16 protein-coding genes are annotated in these 15,764 nt (G+C 68.5%); 9 read left to right on the forward strand and 7 right to left on the reverse strand.

The window, feature by feature from the left end; all coding sequences use genetic code 11:
* Positions 1–193: DUF72 domain-containing protein (locus VGH85_09660; protein ID HEY2174060.1), on the forward strand; the 193-nt coding region annotated here is incomplete at its 5' end.
* 15 nt (positions 194–208) lie between these two features.
* On the opposite strand, the gene VGH85_09665 is transcribed toward VGH85_09660, so the two are convergent.
* Both VGH85_09665 and VGH85_09670 read right to left on the reverse strand, forming a co-directional pair.
* Positions 209–1,177, reverse strand: a complete 969-nt coding sequence (locus VGH85_09665; protein ID HEY2174061.1) for a hypothetical protein — start codon at positions 1,175–1,177, stop codon at positions 209–211.
* Between the two features lie 87 nt (positions 1,178–1,264).
* Positions 1,265–2,602 (reverse strand): hypothetical protein, encoded by a 1,338-nt coding sequence (locus VGH85_09670; protein ID HEY2174062.1) that lies wholly within the window; start codon positions 2,600–2,602, stop codon positions 1,265–1,267.
* Positions 2,603–3,132: 530 nt separating this feature from the next.
* Here VGH85_09670 and VGH85_09675 point away from each other — a divergent pair.
* Genes VGH85_09675 through VGH85_09690 form a run of 4 tightly spaced genes read left to right on the forward strand, consistent with a single transcriptional unit; the run spans position 3,133 to position 7,065 of the window.
* Positions 3,133–3,957: a class I SAM-dependent methyltransferase gene (locus VGH85_09675; protein ID HEY2174063.1), complete on the forward strand. Its 825-nt coding sequence runs from the start codon at positions 3,133–3,135 to the stop codon at positions 3,955–3,957.
* The gene (locus VGH85_09680) at positions 3,954–4,709 is read left to right on the forward strand and encodes a methyltransferase domain-containing protein (protein HEY2174064.1); all 756 of its coding nucleotides are present in this window, start codon (positions 3,954–3,956) and stop codon (positions 4,707–4,709) included. Before VGH85_09675 ends, VGH85_09680 begins: the two co-directional genes overlap by 4 nt.
* Before the next feature lie 42 nt (positions 4,710–4,751).
* Positions 4,752–5,621: a proline iminopeptidase-family hydrolase gene (locus VGH85_09685; GenBank protein ID HEY2174065.1), complete on the forward strand. Its 870-nt coding sequence runs from the start codon at positions 4,752–4,754 to the stop codon at positions 5,619–5,621.
* A gap of 34 nt (positions 5,622–5,655) precedes the next feature.
* Entirely contained in the window at positions 5,656–7,065 is a 1,410-nt protein-coding gene (locus tag VGH85_09690) for an APC family permease (GenBank protein HEY2174066.1), read from the forward strand.
* 3 nt (positions 7,066–7,068) lie between these two features.
* Here the strand turns inward: VGH85_09690 and VGH85_09695 are convergent, their stop codons facing one another.
* Positions 7,069–8,421 (reverse strand): 6-phospho-beta-glucosidase, encoded by a 1,353-nt coding sequence (locus VGH85_09695; GenBank protein ID HEY2174067.1) that lies wholly within the window; start codon positions 8,419–8,421, stop codon positions 7,069–7,071.
* On the reverse strand, positions 8,418–9,173 hold the full coding sequence (locus tag VGH85_09700) for a DeoR/GlpR family DNA-binding transcription regulator (protein ID HEY2174068.1): 756 nt from the start codon (positions 9,171–9,173) through the stop codon (positions 8,418–8,420). Before VGH85_09700 ends, VGH85_09695 begins: the two co-directional genes overlap by 4 nt.
* Before the next feature lie 162 nt (positions 9,174–9,335).
* On the opposite strand from VGH85_09700, the gene VGH85_09705 reads away from it, so the two are divergent.
* Genes VGH85_09705 through VGH85_09720 form a run of 4 tightly spaced genes read left to right on the forward strand, consistent with a single transcriptional unit; the run spans position 9,336 to position 13,577 of the window.
* On the forward strand, positions 9,336–10,370 hold the full coding sequence (locus VGH85_09705) for a PfkB family carbohydrate kinase (GenBank protein HEY2174069.1): 1,035 nt from the start codon (positions 9,336–9,338) through the stop codon (positions 10,368–10,370).
* 52 nt (positions 10,371–10,422) lie between these two features.
* Positions 10,423–11,796 (forward strand): extracellular solute-binding protein, encoded by a 1,374-nt coding sequence (locus tag VGH85_09710; GenBank protein ID HEY2174070.1) that lies wholly within the window; start codon positions 10,423–10,425, stop codon positions 11,794–11,796.
* Between the two features lie 18 nt (positions 11,797–11,814).
* Positions 11,815–12,759 carry a sugar ABC transporter permease gene (locus tag VGH85_09715; protein HEY2174071.1) on the forward strand — a complete coding sequence of 315 codons (945 nt, stop codon included), beginning with the start codon at positions 11,815–11,817 and terminating at the stop codon, positions 12,757–12,759.
* Entirely contained in the window at positions 12,756–13,577 is an 822-nt protein-coding gene (locus VGH85_09720) for a carbohydrate ABC transporter permease (GenBank protein ID HEY2174072.1), read from the forward strand. Before VGH85_09715 ends, VGH85_09720 begins: the two co-directional genes overlap by 4 nt.
* On the opposite strand, the gene VGH85_09725 is transcribed toward VGH85_09720, so the two are convergent.
* From VGH85_09725 to VGH85_09735, 3 genes are all read right to left on the reverse strand, one after another.
* Complete coding sequence (locus tag VGH85_09725; protein ID HEY2174073.1) at positions 13,500–14,135, reverse strand: hypothetical protein; 636 nt, start codon at positions 14,133–14,135, stop codon at positions 13,500–13,502. The two genes, VGH85_09720 and VGH85_09725, sit on opposite strands and share 78 nt — an antisense overlap.
* Before the next feature lie 98 nt (positions 14,136–14,233).
* Positions 14,234–15,256, reverse strand: a complete 1,023-nt coding sequence (locus VGH85_09730) for a methyltransferase domain-containing protein (protein HEY2174074.1) — start codon at positions 15,254–15,256, stop codon at positions 14,234–14,236.
* Between the two features lie 198 nt (positions 15,257–15,454).
* On the reverse strand, positions 15,455–15,764 hold a 310-nt coding region (locus tag VGH85_09735; protein ID HEY2174075.1), incomplete at its 5' end, for an SAM-dependent methyltransferase.

Raw genomic sequence — 15,764 nt, forward strand, 5'->3', positions numbered from 1 at the left:
CAGCGACAAGTGGGAGAGCAAGGACATCTACGACCGGTTCGGCTACCGCTACAGCGAATCCGAGCTCGCCGAGTGGGCCCCGCGGCTGCGCACGCTCGCCGACCAGGCGAGCCGCGTCCACGTCCTGATGAACAACTGTTACAGCGACTACGCCCAGACCAACGCGCAACAGCTGATCGACCTGTTGAGCTGAGTCGACCGACGGTGACTACGGCGCGTTGACGGCAGCCTTCCACGCCTTCGCCGCGTTGGACATCCCGGACTGGGTGCCGGTCGGCGAGCCCCACCGCAGCCTCCAGTCGGCCCGCTGCCCGTTGGCGTCCCAGTACTCGACGGCGACCGCATTGTTCGCCCGCGCGTAGTTGACGACGTCGGTGATGGTCGCGGCCCGGTGGGTCGGGTTGTGCACGTCTTCGAGGTACCCGAGCTCGGAGAGCATCCAGGGCGAGCCGACGGTGTGCGCCCACTTGATGAGCGGATTCAGCAGGCCCGCGGCGGTGAGCCACTTCACGCCGTCGGTGTAGCCGGCCGGGACGCCGGGCGTGTTGGTGGCGTGCGGCCAGGCATAGGCGTCGAAGCCCACGAGATCGGCGTAGTTCTTCCCGTTGGCGTCCTTGCCGGGCCAGTAGTTGTTCGGGTTGCGACCTTGGAAACCGGTGACGGAGACACTCATCAGAGTGATCGATACCCGCCGCTGGGCGTTGTCCGTGGCGTTGAGCGAATGTACAAGATTGGCGAAGACCCGCTGCGCGGCGACGAACTGAGCCGCGGTGAACTGCCCCTTCTCGATGTTCTCCTCGGGCTCGTGCCAGAGGGCGAGAATGATGTTTTTCGGAGAGCTCGAGATGAACGTTTTCAGCTGGGCGTCGTACTGATGGTTGGCCACACCCGCCGGCGGAAGGTTGAAGGAGTAGTCCGTCACCATCCCGGCCGCCGGATCGCCGGCTGCGGGGGTCTGCTGAAAGGTCGAGTAGTGCCAGCCCATGTCGTAGACCCGGTGGATCTGCACCGGGCCGATGTTGGCCTTGTACCAGGCCCAGTCGGGCGCGTATCCGCCGAGCAGCGGCTTCGGTGGCGGCGCGGCTGCCGTTGCGGCCGAGGTTCCGACCGTCACGACTGCGGCCGCGGCGGCCGCCATCACCGTCGCGAGTATGACGCGGCCTGGACTTCTTCTCATCGAGTCCCCCTCACGGAATTGACCACCGAAGCCGAAAGGCGGCCCGGTTCCGAAGAACCGAGCCGCCTCTCATGCTTTCCCCTCTCGTCAGCTGGAGTACGGGAGCAGGCAGAGCCCTGCGTGTCCGTACGACGGCTTGCCCAGTGGGGTCTTGCCGCAGTTGTTCGTGTTCGCCTGGTTGTCGCTGGCGATCCACAGCCCCTGGCTGGTGACGAGCATGTCGTCAGCTCCCAGGCCGCGCCCACGTGTCGGGTTGTAGGTCAGGCTCCCGCCTGCGGGGTCGAGGCCTTCGATCCCGGGTGCCACGATCCCGCCGGCCCCCAGTCCGTCGCAGCCGTTCGGGTTGCTCGAGAACCGCTCGTGCCCGGCGAAGTACGCCGTGGAGGCGTCAGCCTCGACGCTGTACAGCGAGTCACAGCCGGCGTAGTTGATCCACAGTGCGTTCTGCGCTGATGCCGTGGTGTCGAACGCCAGCGCTGCATCGCACGGCCCGCTCTGCGGGATCGTCAGGCCGGTCGCCGGGATGTATCCGGTGGTGCCGAAGTAGACCTTGCTGTCATCCGGTGACCAGGCACCGTCCTGGGCGTAGAACGGTTCCACGGGGTGGCAGTCGGTGTCGAAGTTGGTCGCCTTCCACGCCGACAGCCCCGGGGTTGCGCCGAGATCGAGGATGAAGGCCTGCCGGATCGGCTGACCGCTCACGGAGGTGAACGCGCCTTCGATCAGGTCACGTGTTCCGTCGTGCGACAGCTGTTGGTTGTAGATCCGGGTTGCGTTGGAGTTGCCCGGCAGGTTCCCGGCCACCTGCATGTCCGGAAGGTAGTTGTCGTCCCGGCCCGTCGTCGTACTCAGGCTGACGAGGTACTGCTTGGGCGAGTTGTTGATGCCCTTGAAGTAGCCACCGGTGATCAGGTGGGTGCCGCTCACGGCAACCGTGGCGACCCGACCGCTGGCGCTGTGCGCGAAGGTCGGGATGACGGCGCCGGTGGCGGTGGAAACCGCCGCGATGTTCTTGACGGCTGTGCCACCGATCGAGGTGAAGGTCCCGCCCAGGTAGGCCGTGGAGCAGTCCGCCGAGAGAGCGACGGTGTCCACCTGGCCGTTGACGTTCGGGTCCCAGGACGAGATGACGCCGTTCTTCGTGGCGAACGAGAACGCGTTGTTGCGCGTGACCACGGTCTTGGCCTTCGAGACCTCGCTGAAGCGGCCCACGGCGTACATCGTCGTGCCGCACTGCGCGAGGTGCCGGATCTGCTCGACCGAGCCGTCCGTTCCGCTGGTCGCCAGCTGCGGCATGTTTGTGGCGGCGATGTCGCTCGGCGGCCCGGCGCCGGCTGCGCCGGCAGGACCGGCGACACCTACCCCGGCGCCCACCCCGACCGCCAGCAACGCAGCCGCGGCGACGCTTATGGCTCTAACTTTCATTCCACTGCTCCTTCAAGAAACTGGTACTCCCCATATGGCGGCCCGCGCGCCCGAGCTCCGGTATGTCCAACCGGTTACTCGGCGGCGTCACGTGGACACCCGTGCCGATCTCTCGCAACGCGGTTTTCGCGTCCACAGCGAGGGCTGCCCGGCCTCGTGCGCCGAGTCGCGATCCTCAAGGACGTCTGCACTACCGATCCCCCATTGCGTCCGACGGCGGGCAAAGAGAGCCAGCTGTCGTTTGGCAAAAGACTACGTGGCGTGGTCATTGCGCGCTGGACAAGGCAACAAAGGACTCCGTTCAATCGCGGACACACGGCCATTCAGAGCACCATTACCGACCTACCCGACACAGAAAGGAATTGTGGCAATACGCAGGGTCACAATGCGCCATTGGAGGCGAGAAGATCGCGAGGAGATGGGCGACGTAATTCAAGTACAGAACGGAGTCTCGCAATAACAGAGAGTCATATTGGCGCGGCCCGGTAACGCGGTGGTGCCGGACCCTGCCGCCCGGGCATGCTGGACCGATGCCCTCCTCCGCACGGCCCCGGCGCGACATGTTCGACGAGGACGCCGAGCTCTACGACCGGGCCCGGCCGACCTATCCGCCGGCGCTCGTCGATGACCTGGTGGCGTGGGCCGGCATCGGACCGCAGAGTCGAATCCTCGAGATCGGCCCGGGGACCGGGCAGCTGACGGTCCCGCTCGCCCGCACCGGAGCCCGCATCGTGGCGATAGAACTCGGCGCCGACCTGGCCGCCGTCGCACGCCGGAACCTCGCCGACCGGCCGCGGGCAGAGGTGATCGTGTCCTCGTTCGAGGAGTGGCCGCTCCCGGCCGAGCCGTTCGACGCGGTCGTCGCCGCGACCGCCTTCCACTGGCTCGACCCGACGGTCCGGATCGCGAAGTCGGCAGCGGCCCTGCGGCCAGGCGGCACCTTGGCAACGGTGACCACTGCGCACGTCGCGGGCGGGACACCGCAGTTCTTCCGGGACGCGCAGGAATGCTATCGACGGTGGGACCCGGCAAGTTACGACGGCCCGGACGGGCCTCCCGACCCGGCGACGGTGACAATCGACTGGCCCGAGATCGATCGGTCCGACTATTTCGAATCGCCGCCGGAATTCCGCCAGGTCCAGCGCGACATTCATTATTCGACACACGACTATCTCGACACGCTGCTCACTTATTCCGGCCACCGAGCAATGTCGGACGAGGCCCGCGAGCGACTGCTGTCGTGCATCCGTGCACTGATCGACACCCGGTACGGCGGGCACGTGACCAAGAGATATCTGCACGGGCTCCGGATGGCCCACCGCAACAACCGTCCGCTCGCCGACGGGAGCCGGTGACCGCCGCCGACGGGCCGTCCTCCGTGCACGCTCTGCTGGCCGAGCTGGTCGACGGCGGACCCGACCACGGCGTCGTCGACCTCGGTGCGGGCTCCGGTGCCACGCTGGCCGCCGTCGCGGCCCGGCACCCGGCGACCCGACTCGCCGCGATCGACCGTTCAGCTGAGGCGCTGGTCCGGCTACGTCGGGCGGTACCGACGGCCGCTGCCGTCCGGGCCGACCTGCGGGACGGCGTGCCCTGCCGCGACGGAAGCATCCATCGGCTCGTCTCGCACAACGTGCTCGAATCGCTCCCCGACCACGGCGCGTTCCTCACCGAGGTCGCCCGCGCGCTGCATCCGCGGGGTCGGGTCGTGCTGGCCCACACCGATTTCGAGGCGATCGTGATCGCCGGTGCGGACCGCGACCTGACCCGCCGGGTAGTGCTCACCTACTCCGAGCTGCCGGTGCGCTACCGCTCCATGGCCGGCTCCGACGGGCAGATGGGCCGTCAGCTGGCCGGGTTGGTGCGGCACAGTGGGTTGCGGCTGCGCGACGTCCGGGCGCACGTCACCGTGCGCGATGCGCTGACCGGTCCGGCCCGGACAAGGGTGGGCGAGGTGATCGTCGCCGTACGCCGGATCGCTTCCCGCCACCTCGGCTCGGTGTCGCCGGAGGACGTCGACCGGTGGGCGGAGCAGCTACGGGTCGCCGACGCCGACGGCAGCTTCTTCTTCTCCGAGACGGCGTTCGCCGTCGTCGCGAGCAGGTGAGCGCGGGGGACCGGTAACATCCGCGCTGGCTCGGAGGTGGATATGGCTCGTGAAGGCTTCATCACCGTTCCCGGTGGGCGCGTGTTCTACCGGTCGGTGGGTTCAGGCGGCGTTCCGCTGCTGTGCCTGCACGGCGGACCTGGCTTCACCTCGTACTACCTCGAGGCGCTCGAGGATCTCGCCGCCCATCGCGAGGTGATCTTCTACGACCAGCTCGGATGCGGCGGATCCGAGCGTCCGTCCGACACCTCGCTGTGGACGGTCGAGCGCTTCGTCGACGAGTTGGTCGCCGTACGGGAGGCGTTGGGCCTCGACCGCATGCACCTGTTCGGCAGCTCGTGGGGCGGGATGCTCGCGATGCAGTACGTCGTCGACCGCCGGCCCCGGCTGGAGAGCCTCATCCTCGCCGGCAGCCCGGCCAGCATGCCGCGGTGGGTGCGCGAATGCGAAGAACTGCTCGCCGAGCAGCCGGCGGAGATCCAGGAGACGATCAACCGGCACGAGGCCGACGGCACCACCGACTGCCCCGAATACGCGGCGGCCATCCTCCCGTTCTACCGCGCCCACGTCTGCCGGCTCGATCCGTGGCCCCAAGGTCTCGAGCGGTCCTTCGCCGAGGCCGGCATGGAGGTCTACCACCACATGAACGGGCCGAGTGAGTTCCGGGTGGTCGGGACGCTCAAGGACTGGGACATCACCGACCGGCTCCGGGAGATCGACGTCCCCACGCTGCTGACCGGCGGGCGCTACGACGAGTGCCGGCCCGCGCATCTGGACGACATGCACCTGCGCATCCCGCTCGCGGAGCTCGTCGTCTTCGACGACGCCTCGCACCTGTGTTTCGCCGAGCAGCGGGAGAGCTACATGCAGGTCGCGAACGACTTCCTCGACCGCGTCGAGAGCAAGTCGTAACCCACCGACCGGTACCACCGCGCAAGGAGGGCACGTGGCAACAGACCCGGCGAGCGGAGTCTCGGCGCAGAGCAGCGACCTGGTGGGGGATGACGGCTCTGGCTACCGGCAGGAGCTTCAGCGATCCTTGGGTTTCCGCGACCTGCTGATCTACGGCATGGTCTTCATGGTGCCGATCGCCCCGATGGGGATCTACGGCTTCGTCGACTCGGAGAGCTTCGGCATGGTGCCGACGGTCTACCTGATCGGCATCATCGCGATGGTCTTCACCGCCCTGAGCTACCGGGCGATGAGCCGGGAGTTCACCATCGCGGGATCGGTGTATTCCTACGTGCAGCGGGGGCTCAACCCGCACATCGGCTTCGTCTGCGGCTGGATGATCCTCGCCGACTACATCCTCGTACCGGCCCTGCTCTACAAGTTCTCCGGTACCTGGCTGCACGCCGTGGTCCCCGGCGTACCGCTGATGGTCTGGGTCGTCATCTTCGTGGTCACCATCACCGTCATCAACATCTTCGGCATCAACGTCGCGGCCAAGGCCAACTTCATCATGTTGGCCATCGAGCTCATCGCACTGGCGATCTTCATCGGCTTCGCCATCGACTACGTCTTCGTCCGCGGCGGAGGGACCGGCGGTTTTTCCGCGCGCCCGTTCTACGACGCTGCCCACTTCAACGCCGGCTTCCTCGCCACCGCCACCTCGCTCGCCGTGCTGAGCTTCCTCGGATTCGACGCGATCAGCACCCTCTCCGAGGAGACGCGTAACCCGCGGCGGACCGTCGGAAACGCCACGATCGCCGCGCTCTTCCTCCTCGGCACCATGTTCGTGATCCAGACCTATCTCGCCGGTCTCGTGCACCCCAAGTCGACCGATCTCGACCCGGCGTTGGCCTTCTTCCAACTCGGCCGGCAGGCCGGGGGCCCGTTCCTCTACTACCTGCTGCTCGGGGTCAACATCCTCGCCGCCGGCATCGCGAACGCCCTGGTCGCTCAGACGGCCGTGGCACGGGTGATCTATTCGATCAGCCGGGACAAGCTGCTGCCGTGGTCCAACGTCCTCGGCCAGATCCAGCCACGGTTCAAGACCCCCGCCAATGCGACGATCCTCGTCGCCTTCGTGAGCATCGGCGTCGCGGCCGGCCTCACCCTCGAAGGCATCACCAGGTTCGTCAACTTCGGTGCACTGACCGCCTTCATGATCCTGCACGTCGCGGTGTTCGTGTACTTCTTCATCCGCCAGCGCCGGCGCGGCCTCGCCGGCTTCGTCGCCTACCTGCTGTTCCCGGCGATCGGTCTCGCGATCATCGCCTACGTCTGGTCGGGCTTCGACTGGATCACCTATACGTTCGGGTTCAGCTGGATGGCCGTGGGCGTCGCACTCGGCGCATGGCGATCCCACGGCTACCGCACCGTCCCGGCGGCGATGGAGAAGCTCGAGGTGTAGTGGCTAGCGTCGGGCGCCGAGTGCCTGCGCGACCTCCGGGATCGCGTCGACGTAGCCGTCGAGCAGTTCGCGTCCGACCCGGACCGAGTCGACGAGCGGGTGTAGAGCGAACGCCTTCAGCGCGGCGTCCGGCGACCCCGTCGTCGCGGCTTCGATGGTGAGCCGCTCGACCATCTTCACCTGCTGGATGAGCCCGAGCTGGTGCAGGTCGGGCGGGCTCGTGGCCAACGGGTGCGCGCCGTTGGCGTCGACGGTCGAGGGGAGTTCGACCACGGCGTCGGCGTCGAGGCCGGGCAGGGCGCCGTTGTTGCGCACATTGAGGATCATCGTCGAACGCTCGTTACGGGCGATCGCGGCCATGACGCCGAGCGCGACACCTTCGTAGCCGCTGCTCACCGGCTCCTCGGTCGGCTGCACGTCCTCGACCCGGGTGCCCTTGGCCTCGGCCATGTAGAGCGCGCGCCGTTCGGCGATCGTGCGGTGCCACAGGTCGAACGCCTTGTCCGGGTTGTCGGCCGCCGCGGCGTAAAAGTCGGCCTGCTGCCGCACCAGGAACTCGCCGCGAGTGGCCTCCTGGCTGCGGATCGAGCGGACGGCGTCACGGTTGAAGTAGTAGTAGTACAGGTACTCGTTCGGGACGCAGCCCAGCGACTGCAGCCACGGAACGCCGAAGATCGTGCCCTCCTCGAGCCCGGCCAGTGCGGTCTCGTCGGCGAGCAGCTCGGGAAGGCGGTCGTGCCCGTCGACGATCAGCCGGCGCATCCAGCCGAGGTGGTTGAGGCCGACGTAATCCAGCTGCACCCGCTTCGGGTCGACCCCGAGCACGGCAGAGATCCGCCGACCCAGGCCGCTTGGGGTGTCGCAGATGCCGATGACCCGGTCGCCGACCACCCGCTGCATCGCCTCGGTGATCATCCCGGCGGGGTTGGTGAAGTTGATGATGTAGGCGTCGGGTGCCAGGTCCTTGACCCGCTCGGCGATCCGCTGCGCGGCCGGGATCGTCCGGAGCCCGTACGCGAGCCCGCCGGGACCGGTGGTCTCCTGACCCAGCACGCCGAGCCGCAGCGCGACCCGCTCGTCCTGGGTACGTGCCTCGACCCCGCCGACGCGGATCGCGGAGAAGACGAACTGCGCCCCGCCGAGTGCCTCGTCGAGATCGGTCGTCGTGTGGATGCGCGGCGCATCGGGGACGCCCTCGGCCTGGTGCGCCAGCACCGAGCTCATCACCTGCAGGCGTTCCGGCGACGTGTCGTAGAGCGCGACGTCATCAACCCTCGGACGGCCGGTGTCGGCGAGGAGTGCCCGATACACCAGGGGCACGCGGAACCCACCGCCACCGATAATGGCCAGCTTCACGCTGTCAGCACCTTTCCGCCTGCCTGTCGGCAGACATTCAATGTCTCGTCGTCGGCGTCAGGCGTCGTGACTACGACGTCGACGTCGGCGAGGTTGCAGATCCGCAGGGATCCGGACCCGGGAAACTTGCTTCCGTGAGCGAGGAGTACGACGTTCTGCGCCGCGGCGACCATCGCCCGCTTGCTGGGTACCTCCACCATCATGTTGTCGACCACGTTGCCCTCGTTGCGCACCCCCGCACACGACAGGAACAACCGGTCGACCGACACCTGCCGCAATGCGTCCTCGGTCAGCGAGCCCACCAGCGACTTGTAGTTGCGGCGGACCATCCCGCCGAGCAGCACGAGCTGGACGGCGGGATCGTCGCGCAGGACGTCGAAGACCGCGAGGTTGCTGGTGATGACCGTGACCGGGCGGCCGCGCAGCCGGCCGGCGAGGCGCATCGTCGTCGTCCCGATATCGAGGAGCAGCACGTCGCCGTCGCGCACCAACGTGGCGGCGCAGGCTGCCATGCGCTCCTTCTCGTCGGCCGACTGGTCGTTCCAGACATCGAACGGGCGCTCGATCGCCGCCTCGTCCAGGATCGCCCCGCCGTAGACCCGCCGGATCTCCCCGTTGCTGTCGAGGCGGTGCAGATCTCGCCGGATCGTCGCGCTGCTCACGCCGAGCCGGAGTGCGAGCTCGCGGGCCGACGCGCTGCCCTTCGCCCGCAGTGCCCGGACGATCAGGTCGTCCCGTTCGCGTCGTAACACGCGCCGGATGCTAGCAGTGACTCGCTCAGACCTGAACCCGGTCGCTCACCCGATTGCCGCCGAGTCGCTCACCGCAGGCGTCATCTTGTCAAAGTCGCTCACCTGTTGAATACTCTCGCCTGGCCGCTGGTTGGGGGTCGCACGCGTCTGGAGGAGCTTCTGGTGTCGAGCCTTCCCCAGCCCGGCGCGCCCTCCGCTGGCCAGGTGTCCTCGTCCCCGCCCGCCATCGACGTCTTCTTCGTCGGGATGGTCTTCTTCGATCTGATCTTCGGGGGGATCGACCAGCTACCCGAGCCCGGCACCGAGTCGTGGGTACGCGACCGGGCGGTGTCACCCGGCGGGACGGCCAACCGGGCGGTCGCGGCGGCGCGGCTCGGGTTGCACGCCGGCATCGCCGTCGCCGCCGGCACCGACATCTTCGGTGACCACCTGCGTGCCTTGCTCGCCGACGTCGACAACCTCGACCTGCGGTGGTTCGGCCAGTTCCCGACAGTCGCCACCGCCGTCACGGTCTCGTTGACCAGCCCGAGCGACCGCCGGTTCATCACCCACGGAAGCCGCGGCCCGGTGCCGGTCCGAGCACTCGCTCCGCAGTTGCCGCGGGCCCGGGCGGCGCATCTGGCCGTCACCCCCGAGGTCCCGGAGTGGGCCCTGGAGATGCGGTCGGCCGGTACCCGGCTCTTCGGCGGCGTCGGCTGGGACGCCGAGGAGAAGTGGTCGCCGGAGATCCTGTCCAGCCTCGCCCACTTCGACGCCTTCATTCCCAACGCCACCGAGGCGATGGCCTACACCCGCACCGACAGCCCGGAGGCGGCGCTGCGCCGGCTCGCCCAGCATGTTCCGCTCGTCGCCGTCACCTGCGGGGAGCGCGGCGTGATCGCGGTCGACGGGAACACCGGTGAGGAGGCGAGCGCGCCGGCGATCCCCGTTGAGGCGCTCGATCCCACCGGCGCCGGCGACGTGTTCACGGCGGCGCTGATCTACGGCACGCTGTCCGGCCGGCCACTGCGCCAGCGGTTGCTGCTGGCCAACGTGTGCGCCGGGCTGTCCGTACGCCAACTCGGCGGGGCACGCAGCGCACCCGGGTGGCGCGAGATCGAAGACTGGCTCGCCGAACCCGGTCGAGCCGACGCCGGCGACGTCGCCCTGCTTCGTTCCTTCCTGCGCGACCGAGCCGAGCCGTCGCAGGTGTCATGAGTCCGCTAATCTGTCCGGCCCGATGCCGGCTGCTCGACTGGAAGGGTGCCCGATGAGGAATTGGCGACACGAGACGGGCCGACGGGTCGCGCTCGCCGGGGTGGCTCTGGCGCTGGCGGCGGTGGCCGCCTGCGCGCCGGGTGCGAGCAACTCGAAGCCGGACGCAAAGTCGACCGGCGCCATCTCGACAGACGTGGCCAAGGCGGGGAAGGTCACGCTCACCGAGTGGGACATCAACACCTCGGGCGGCGCCGACACCGCCACCACGCAGCTGAACAAGGAGTTCGAGCAGAAATACCCGAACGTCACGATCAAGCGGGTCGCGCGCACCCTCAACGACCTCAAGGCGACCCTGAAGCTCGCCCTGTCGTCGAAGAACCCCCCGGACGTCGTGCAGGCCAACCAGGGATACCCCGACATGGGTGCCTTCGTGAAGGCCAACCTGCTGCTGCCGCTGGACAACTACGCCAAGGTCTACGGGTGGAACAACACCTTCCCGAAGCAGCTGCTCGCCCTCAACAAGTTCAGCTCCGACGGGAAGAAGTGGCAGACCGGCAACCTGTACGGCGTCTCGCAGACCGGGGAGATCGTCGGGATCTACTACAACAAGAAGCTGCTGAAGCAGGTCGGACTGCCGCTCCCGAAGACCTTCAGCGAGTTCGAGGCCGACCTGCCCAAGATCAAGGCCAAGGGGCAGCTGCCGATCCAGTTCGGCACGGGGGACAAGTCGCCGGCAATCCACCTCTTCGGCGTGGCGCAGGCCGCGATCGCCGGCAAGCAGGAGGTGCGCGACATGGTGGCGTCGTCGGGTAGCGCCAAATGGACCGACGCCAGCACCGTGCAGTCCGCACAGGTGGTCAGCGACTGGGCGAAGAAGGGCTATCTCACGGCGGGCGCCAACGGCCTGACCGGCGACGAGGCGTCGGCCAACTTCGGGAAGGGGCAGGGCGTGTTCCGGATCGACGGCACGTGGCGCCTCGCCGAGTTGGACCAGGCGATGGGCAGCAACGTCGGATTCATGAGCCCGCCGCCCATGAAGGCCGGCCAGCCGAGCGCCACCGAGGGCGGCGAGGGGCTTGCGTGGTCGATCACCTCGAAGACCAAGCACGCTGACGTCGCGGGCGCCTACCTCAACTTCATCACCGACGCTCATGCCGAGGACGTGCTCGCCAAGACCGGCAACCTGCCGGCCGTGCAGCCGCCGTCGTACACCCCGAAGGCCGGTTCGTTGAACGCGGACATCTTCGCCGCGTGGAAGACGATCAGCCAGGAGGACGGGCTGACGCCCTACCTCGACTACACGACGCCGACGTTCTACGACACCATCACGTCCAACCTGCAGCAGCTCATCGGAGGCAAGCTCGATCCGAAGGCCTTCACCAAGGCCCTGCAGGCGGACGCCGGCGCATTCAAACAGTCCAACTAGGAACACGTAGGTATCCCCTTGGCCGCAGTAAGCACACCGACCGACCGCACCGGCGCGCCCGACGACAAACGGCGCGCCGGTCGGCGGAAGGCGACCAAGAAGTCCGACCGGATCGCCTATCTCTACCTGCTTCCGGCGTTCGTGCTGTTCGGGATCTTCCTGTTGTTCCCGCTGATCCACGGGTTCTGGATATCGCTGTACCAGTGGGACGGCCTGTCCGCGTCCACGTGGGTCGGGCTGCGCAATTACGGCGAGGCGTTCAGCGATCCCGGTCTGCGGTCGGCCTTCGTGCACTCGCTGGTGCTGATCGTCTTCTATGCTCTGATCCCGGTGTCGCTCGCGCTGCTCCTGACCGCGGTCATGTCGCGGGCAAGACATACGAAGGGTCTGGGTTTCTTCCGGGTCGTGCTCTTCCTGCCGCAGGTCGTGGCGTCGGTGGTCGTCGCGACGATCTGGACAGCGATCTACGCACCGCAGGGCGTACTCAACGACTTCCTCAGCGCGATCGGGCTGCATGCCATCACCAAGCCGTGGCTCGGTGATTTCACCTGGGCACTACCGGCGGTCGGCCTCATCGGCACCTGGGTGGAGATCGGCCTGTGCCTGGTCCTCTTCCTCGCCGGTGTCTCCCAGATCCCGCGTGAGCTGTTCGAAGCGGCCCGGATCGACGGCGCGGGAGCCATCCGCGAGTTCTTCACCGTGACGCTGCCCGGCCTGCGCCCCCAGATCGCGGTCGCCCTCACCTTGAGCGTCGTCGCCGGCCTGAAGAGCTTCGACCTGATCTACGTCGCAACCCGCGGCGGTCCGGGCACCCAGACCTCGGTACCGGCCTTCGAGGTCTATCACCGGGCGTTCGACGTCGGCCAGGTCGGCTCGGCGTGCGCCATCGGCATCCTGCTCACCCTGCTGATCCTGATCGCGACCGTCGTGATCAACCGCGTCGACCCGGGGGAGAGCCGATGAACCTACGACGCGACTCCGCGATCAACTACCTCATCCTCGGATTCTTCGCCGTCATCGCGCTGTTCCCGCTGCTCGGCGTGCTCTCGTCCGCACTGACGTCACCGTCGGAGTCGTCGGCCTCGCTGAGCTTCCCGAGCAGCCTGCACTTCTCCAACTTCGTCACAGCCTGGCACCAGGGCCACTTCTCGGAGTACATGCGGTCGAGCGCGATCGTCACCGTCAGCGTCGTCGTCCTGTCGGGCGTCCTGGCGATTCTCGCCGGATACGCCTTCGCGACGATGGAGTTCCGCGGCCGCTCCGTGCTGTTCTACGTGCTGCTGCTCGGCCTGATGGTCCCGGAGGAGGCCTTGGTCATCCCGCTGTACTTCGACCTGCGCGGGGTGGGGCTCACCGACACCTACTGGGCGTTGATCCTTCCCCAGGCCGCGCAGTCACTGGCCTTCAGCACGTTCTGGATGCGCACGTTCTTCCGCGGCGTACCCGGAAGCCTGCTCGAGGCGGCCCGCATCGACGGCGCGAACAGCTGGTCGGTGCTGTGGCGGATTCTGGTGCCGATCAGCCGGCCGGCGCTCCTGACGATGGCGATGCTGGTCTTCATGTGGACGTGGAACGACTTCCTCTTCCCGTTGGTGATGATCTCCACCGAGAAGCTGCGCACCGCGCCGCTCGGCCTGGCGTTCTTCCAGGGCCAGCACACATCGCAGTTCTCGTTGCTGGCCGCAGGCGCCACGATCGTCGCGCTACCGGTGGTGGTCCTGTACTTCTTCCTGCAGCGCCACTTCATCTCCGGCATGTTGTCCGGGGCCGTCAAGGAGTAGAGCCGCACCGAGCGCCGCCGTCAGCGCGGCGCCCAGCGCCCGGTCCCGCTCGGGGCGCGGAGCGCTGGCCAGCGCGGAGACGGCGCGGGTGACGGCATGGTTGGCCGGGCCGCGCGCATAGAGGACGCTGACCGTCCGGCGGCGCAGCCGCCCGACGGCGGACCTGCGGACCGATGGTCCAGGGGGCGACTTGCGGGCGAGCCGGGCGCGGGCCCGGCGCTCCTGGCCGCGCAGGCGCCAGGCAGACCACCGCGACGGCGGGGTGCGGGTCAGGGCGACGTCGGCGGCCGCGGCGACCACGGCCGGCGCGATCCGGTCGTCGCCGACCAGGCCGACGAGGACCGGTGCGGTCATCGCGAGCTGCTGGCGCCCGTCGGTGCTCATCTCGTCGTTGACGGCCCGGACCAGATCGGCGAGCACGGGGTCGCTGCAGCGCGGCCGGTCACTGAACCGTTCGCCCGCGAGAATCGAGGCGAACTCCATCAGGCAGGCACCGTCGGACTCGTCCAGATGCGAGCCGGAGGCGAGCAGCGGCATACCGCCGGGAACTGGAGACACCGTTCCCACCTCAATCCACTCTTGCTCGCGGCCGATCCTGCGCATGGCCTGAAGCCCCAGTATTCGCCTCCTTCGCACACCGGGGGAGCGAACCGCGATCAGCCGCTGCGCACACAGGTCCAGATCGTCGCCGGCGTACCCAGCACGCGGACCGGGTGCCGGCGCTCGAGGTGCAGCTGGGGCGGGAGGGTCGAACGGGGCAGCTTGGGCGCGAGGAGCACGACGCGACCGCCCGGCCGGGTGACCCGCGAGATCTCCCCGAGCACCGTGGTCAGCCAGGTGGTCATGTCTTCATCGACGTCGAACTGGCGGCCGAAGGGCAGGTTGGACACGCAGGCCGAGACCGACCCGGCGGGCAGGTCCAGGCTGCGCGCGTCGGCGTGGGACACGGTGGCGCGCGGGACGTTGTGTCCGGCGGCCCGGACCGCCTCCCGGTCGATGTCGCTCCCCGTCGCGGTCCAGCCCTGCTCGATCGCTTCGGTGAGGATCGTGCCCGACCCGCAGCACGGGTCGAGCAGTACGCCGTCCGGCGATCCGGCGAGCCGGACCATGGCGGCCGCGACGGCCGGCCGCAGGGCGCCGGTCCGCTCGACGGAGCGACCGCCGTGCTGGCGCATGGTGGCGTCGGACAGGCGCAGCCCGGCCAGGAAGCGCCCGTGGGAGTACTCGACCACCCAGATCTCCAATTGCGCCGGGTCGTCGACGCGCCACGTCGGCTGATCATGCGCGACGGCCTGGGTGAGGTGCCGGCGCAGCTCGGTCCTCGGGAAGGAACGCTCCTGGAGCACCCGGACGATCACCCGGAAGGTCACCGAACCGCGGCCCAGCCGGCGAGCGGTGCGCAGATTCGCCAGTGCCTGCTGGACACGTTGCGGACGCCAGAGGCGCCGGGCGATCCACTGCGCCCGATCGCCGTCCGAACGCAGCGTCCGGCCGACCTCGACGAACACGTCCTCGCTCAGCCGGGCCGTCAGCGGGTCGGCGGCGTGGGCGGGTGCGGCGTCGAACAGCACGATGTCCGACCGCCCGTCGGACCCGAGGTCGCCCACCGTGACGGCCGGGATGTCGGCGAGCTCCTGCCGCGCGAGACGGCCGAGGCCGGATGCGGTCGCGGCGAACATCCGGATCCCGGTGGACCCGGCGCGACTCTCCGGCGCGCGACGGCTATCGCGCTTTCCCTGCCGCTGACGCGGTCGCGGGGTCATGCCGCGACCCGGCCGGCGGAAGACACGGCCCTGGAGCTGGGGGCAGAAGGGCTACGTAGCCGGGATATCGCGGATGCTCGGATGTCGCGGATCGGATCGATGATGCCGGCGAGCTTACGTGGAGCCGGGCAGGCGGTAGGTCAGCAGGTAGCGCCAGAACAGGCGCCGGTGGATCGTCGCGCCCGGCAGGCGGGCCTCGACCTGCGACCGGATCTCGGCGAGGGTCATCGTGGCCGGCGCGACGGGGGCGCCTGGGCCGGCGACCGATCGGCGGTTCGCGGTACGGCCGATCCGGTGGGCCAGCCCCATGGCGATGTTGGCGATCGAGGCCGTCCGGCTCACGATCACGTCGCTTCTCGTCTTCTCCTCGTAGCACCCGAGGACGACGAGGACCCCGCCGGGCAGGAGGAGATCGTGCAGCCGG

The sequence above is a fragment of the Mycobacteriales bacterium genome (assembly GCA_036497565.1).
GTDB lineage: Bacteria > Actinomycetota > Actinomycetes > Mycobacteriales > QHCD01 > DASXJE01.

Coding starts and splice junctions, on each gene's coding strand:
- VGH85_09665 (HEY2174061.1), bottom strand. CDS start 1,177: ATGAGAAGAAGTCCAGGCCGCGTCATACTCGCGACGGTGATGGCGGCC.
- VGH85_09675 (HEY2174063.1), top strand. CDS start 3,133: ATGCCCTCCTCCGCACGGCCCCGGCGCGACATGTTCGACGAGGACGCC.
- VGH85_09685 (HEY2174065.1), top strand. CDS start 4,752: ATGGCTCGTGAAGGCTTCATCACCGTTCCCGGTGGGCGCGTGTTCTAC.
- VGH85_09710 (HEY2174070.1), top strand. CDS start 10,423: ATGAGGAATTGGCGACACGAGACGGGCCGACGGGTCGCGCTCGCCGGG.
- VGH85_09720 (HEY2174072.1), top strand. CDS start 12,756: ATGAACCTACGACGCGACTCCGCGATCAACTACCTCATCCTCGGATTC.
- VGH85_09670 (HEY2174062.1), bottom strand. CDS start 2,602: ATGAAAGTTAGAGCCATAAGCGTCGCCGCGGCTGCGTTGCTGGCGGTC.
- VGH85_09730 (HEY2174074.1), bottom strand. CDS start 15,256: ATGTTCGCCGCGACCGCATCCGGCCTCGGCCGTCTCGCGCGGCAGGAG.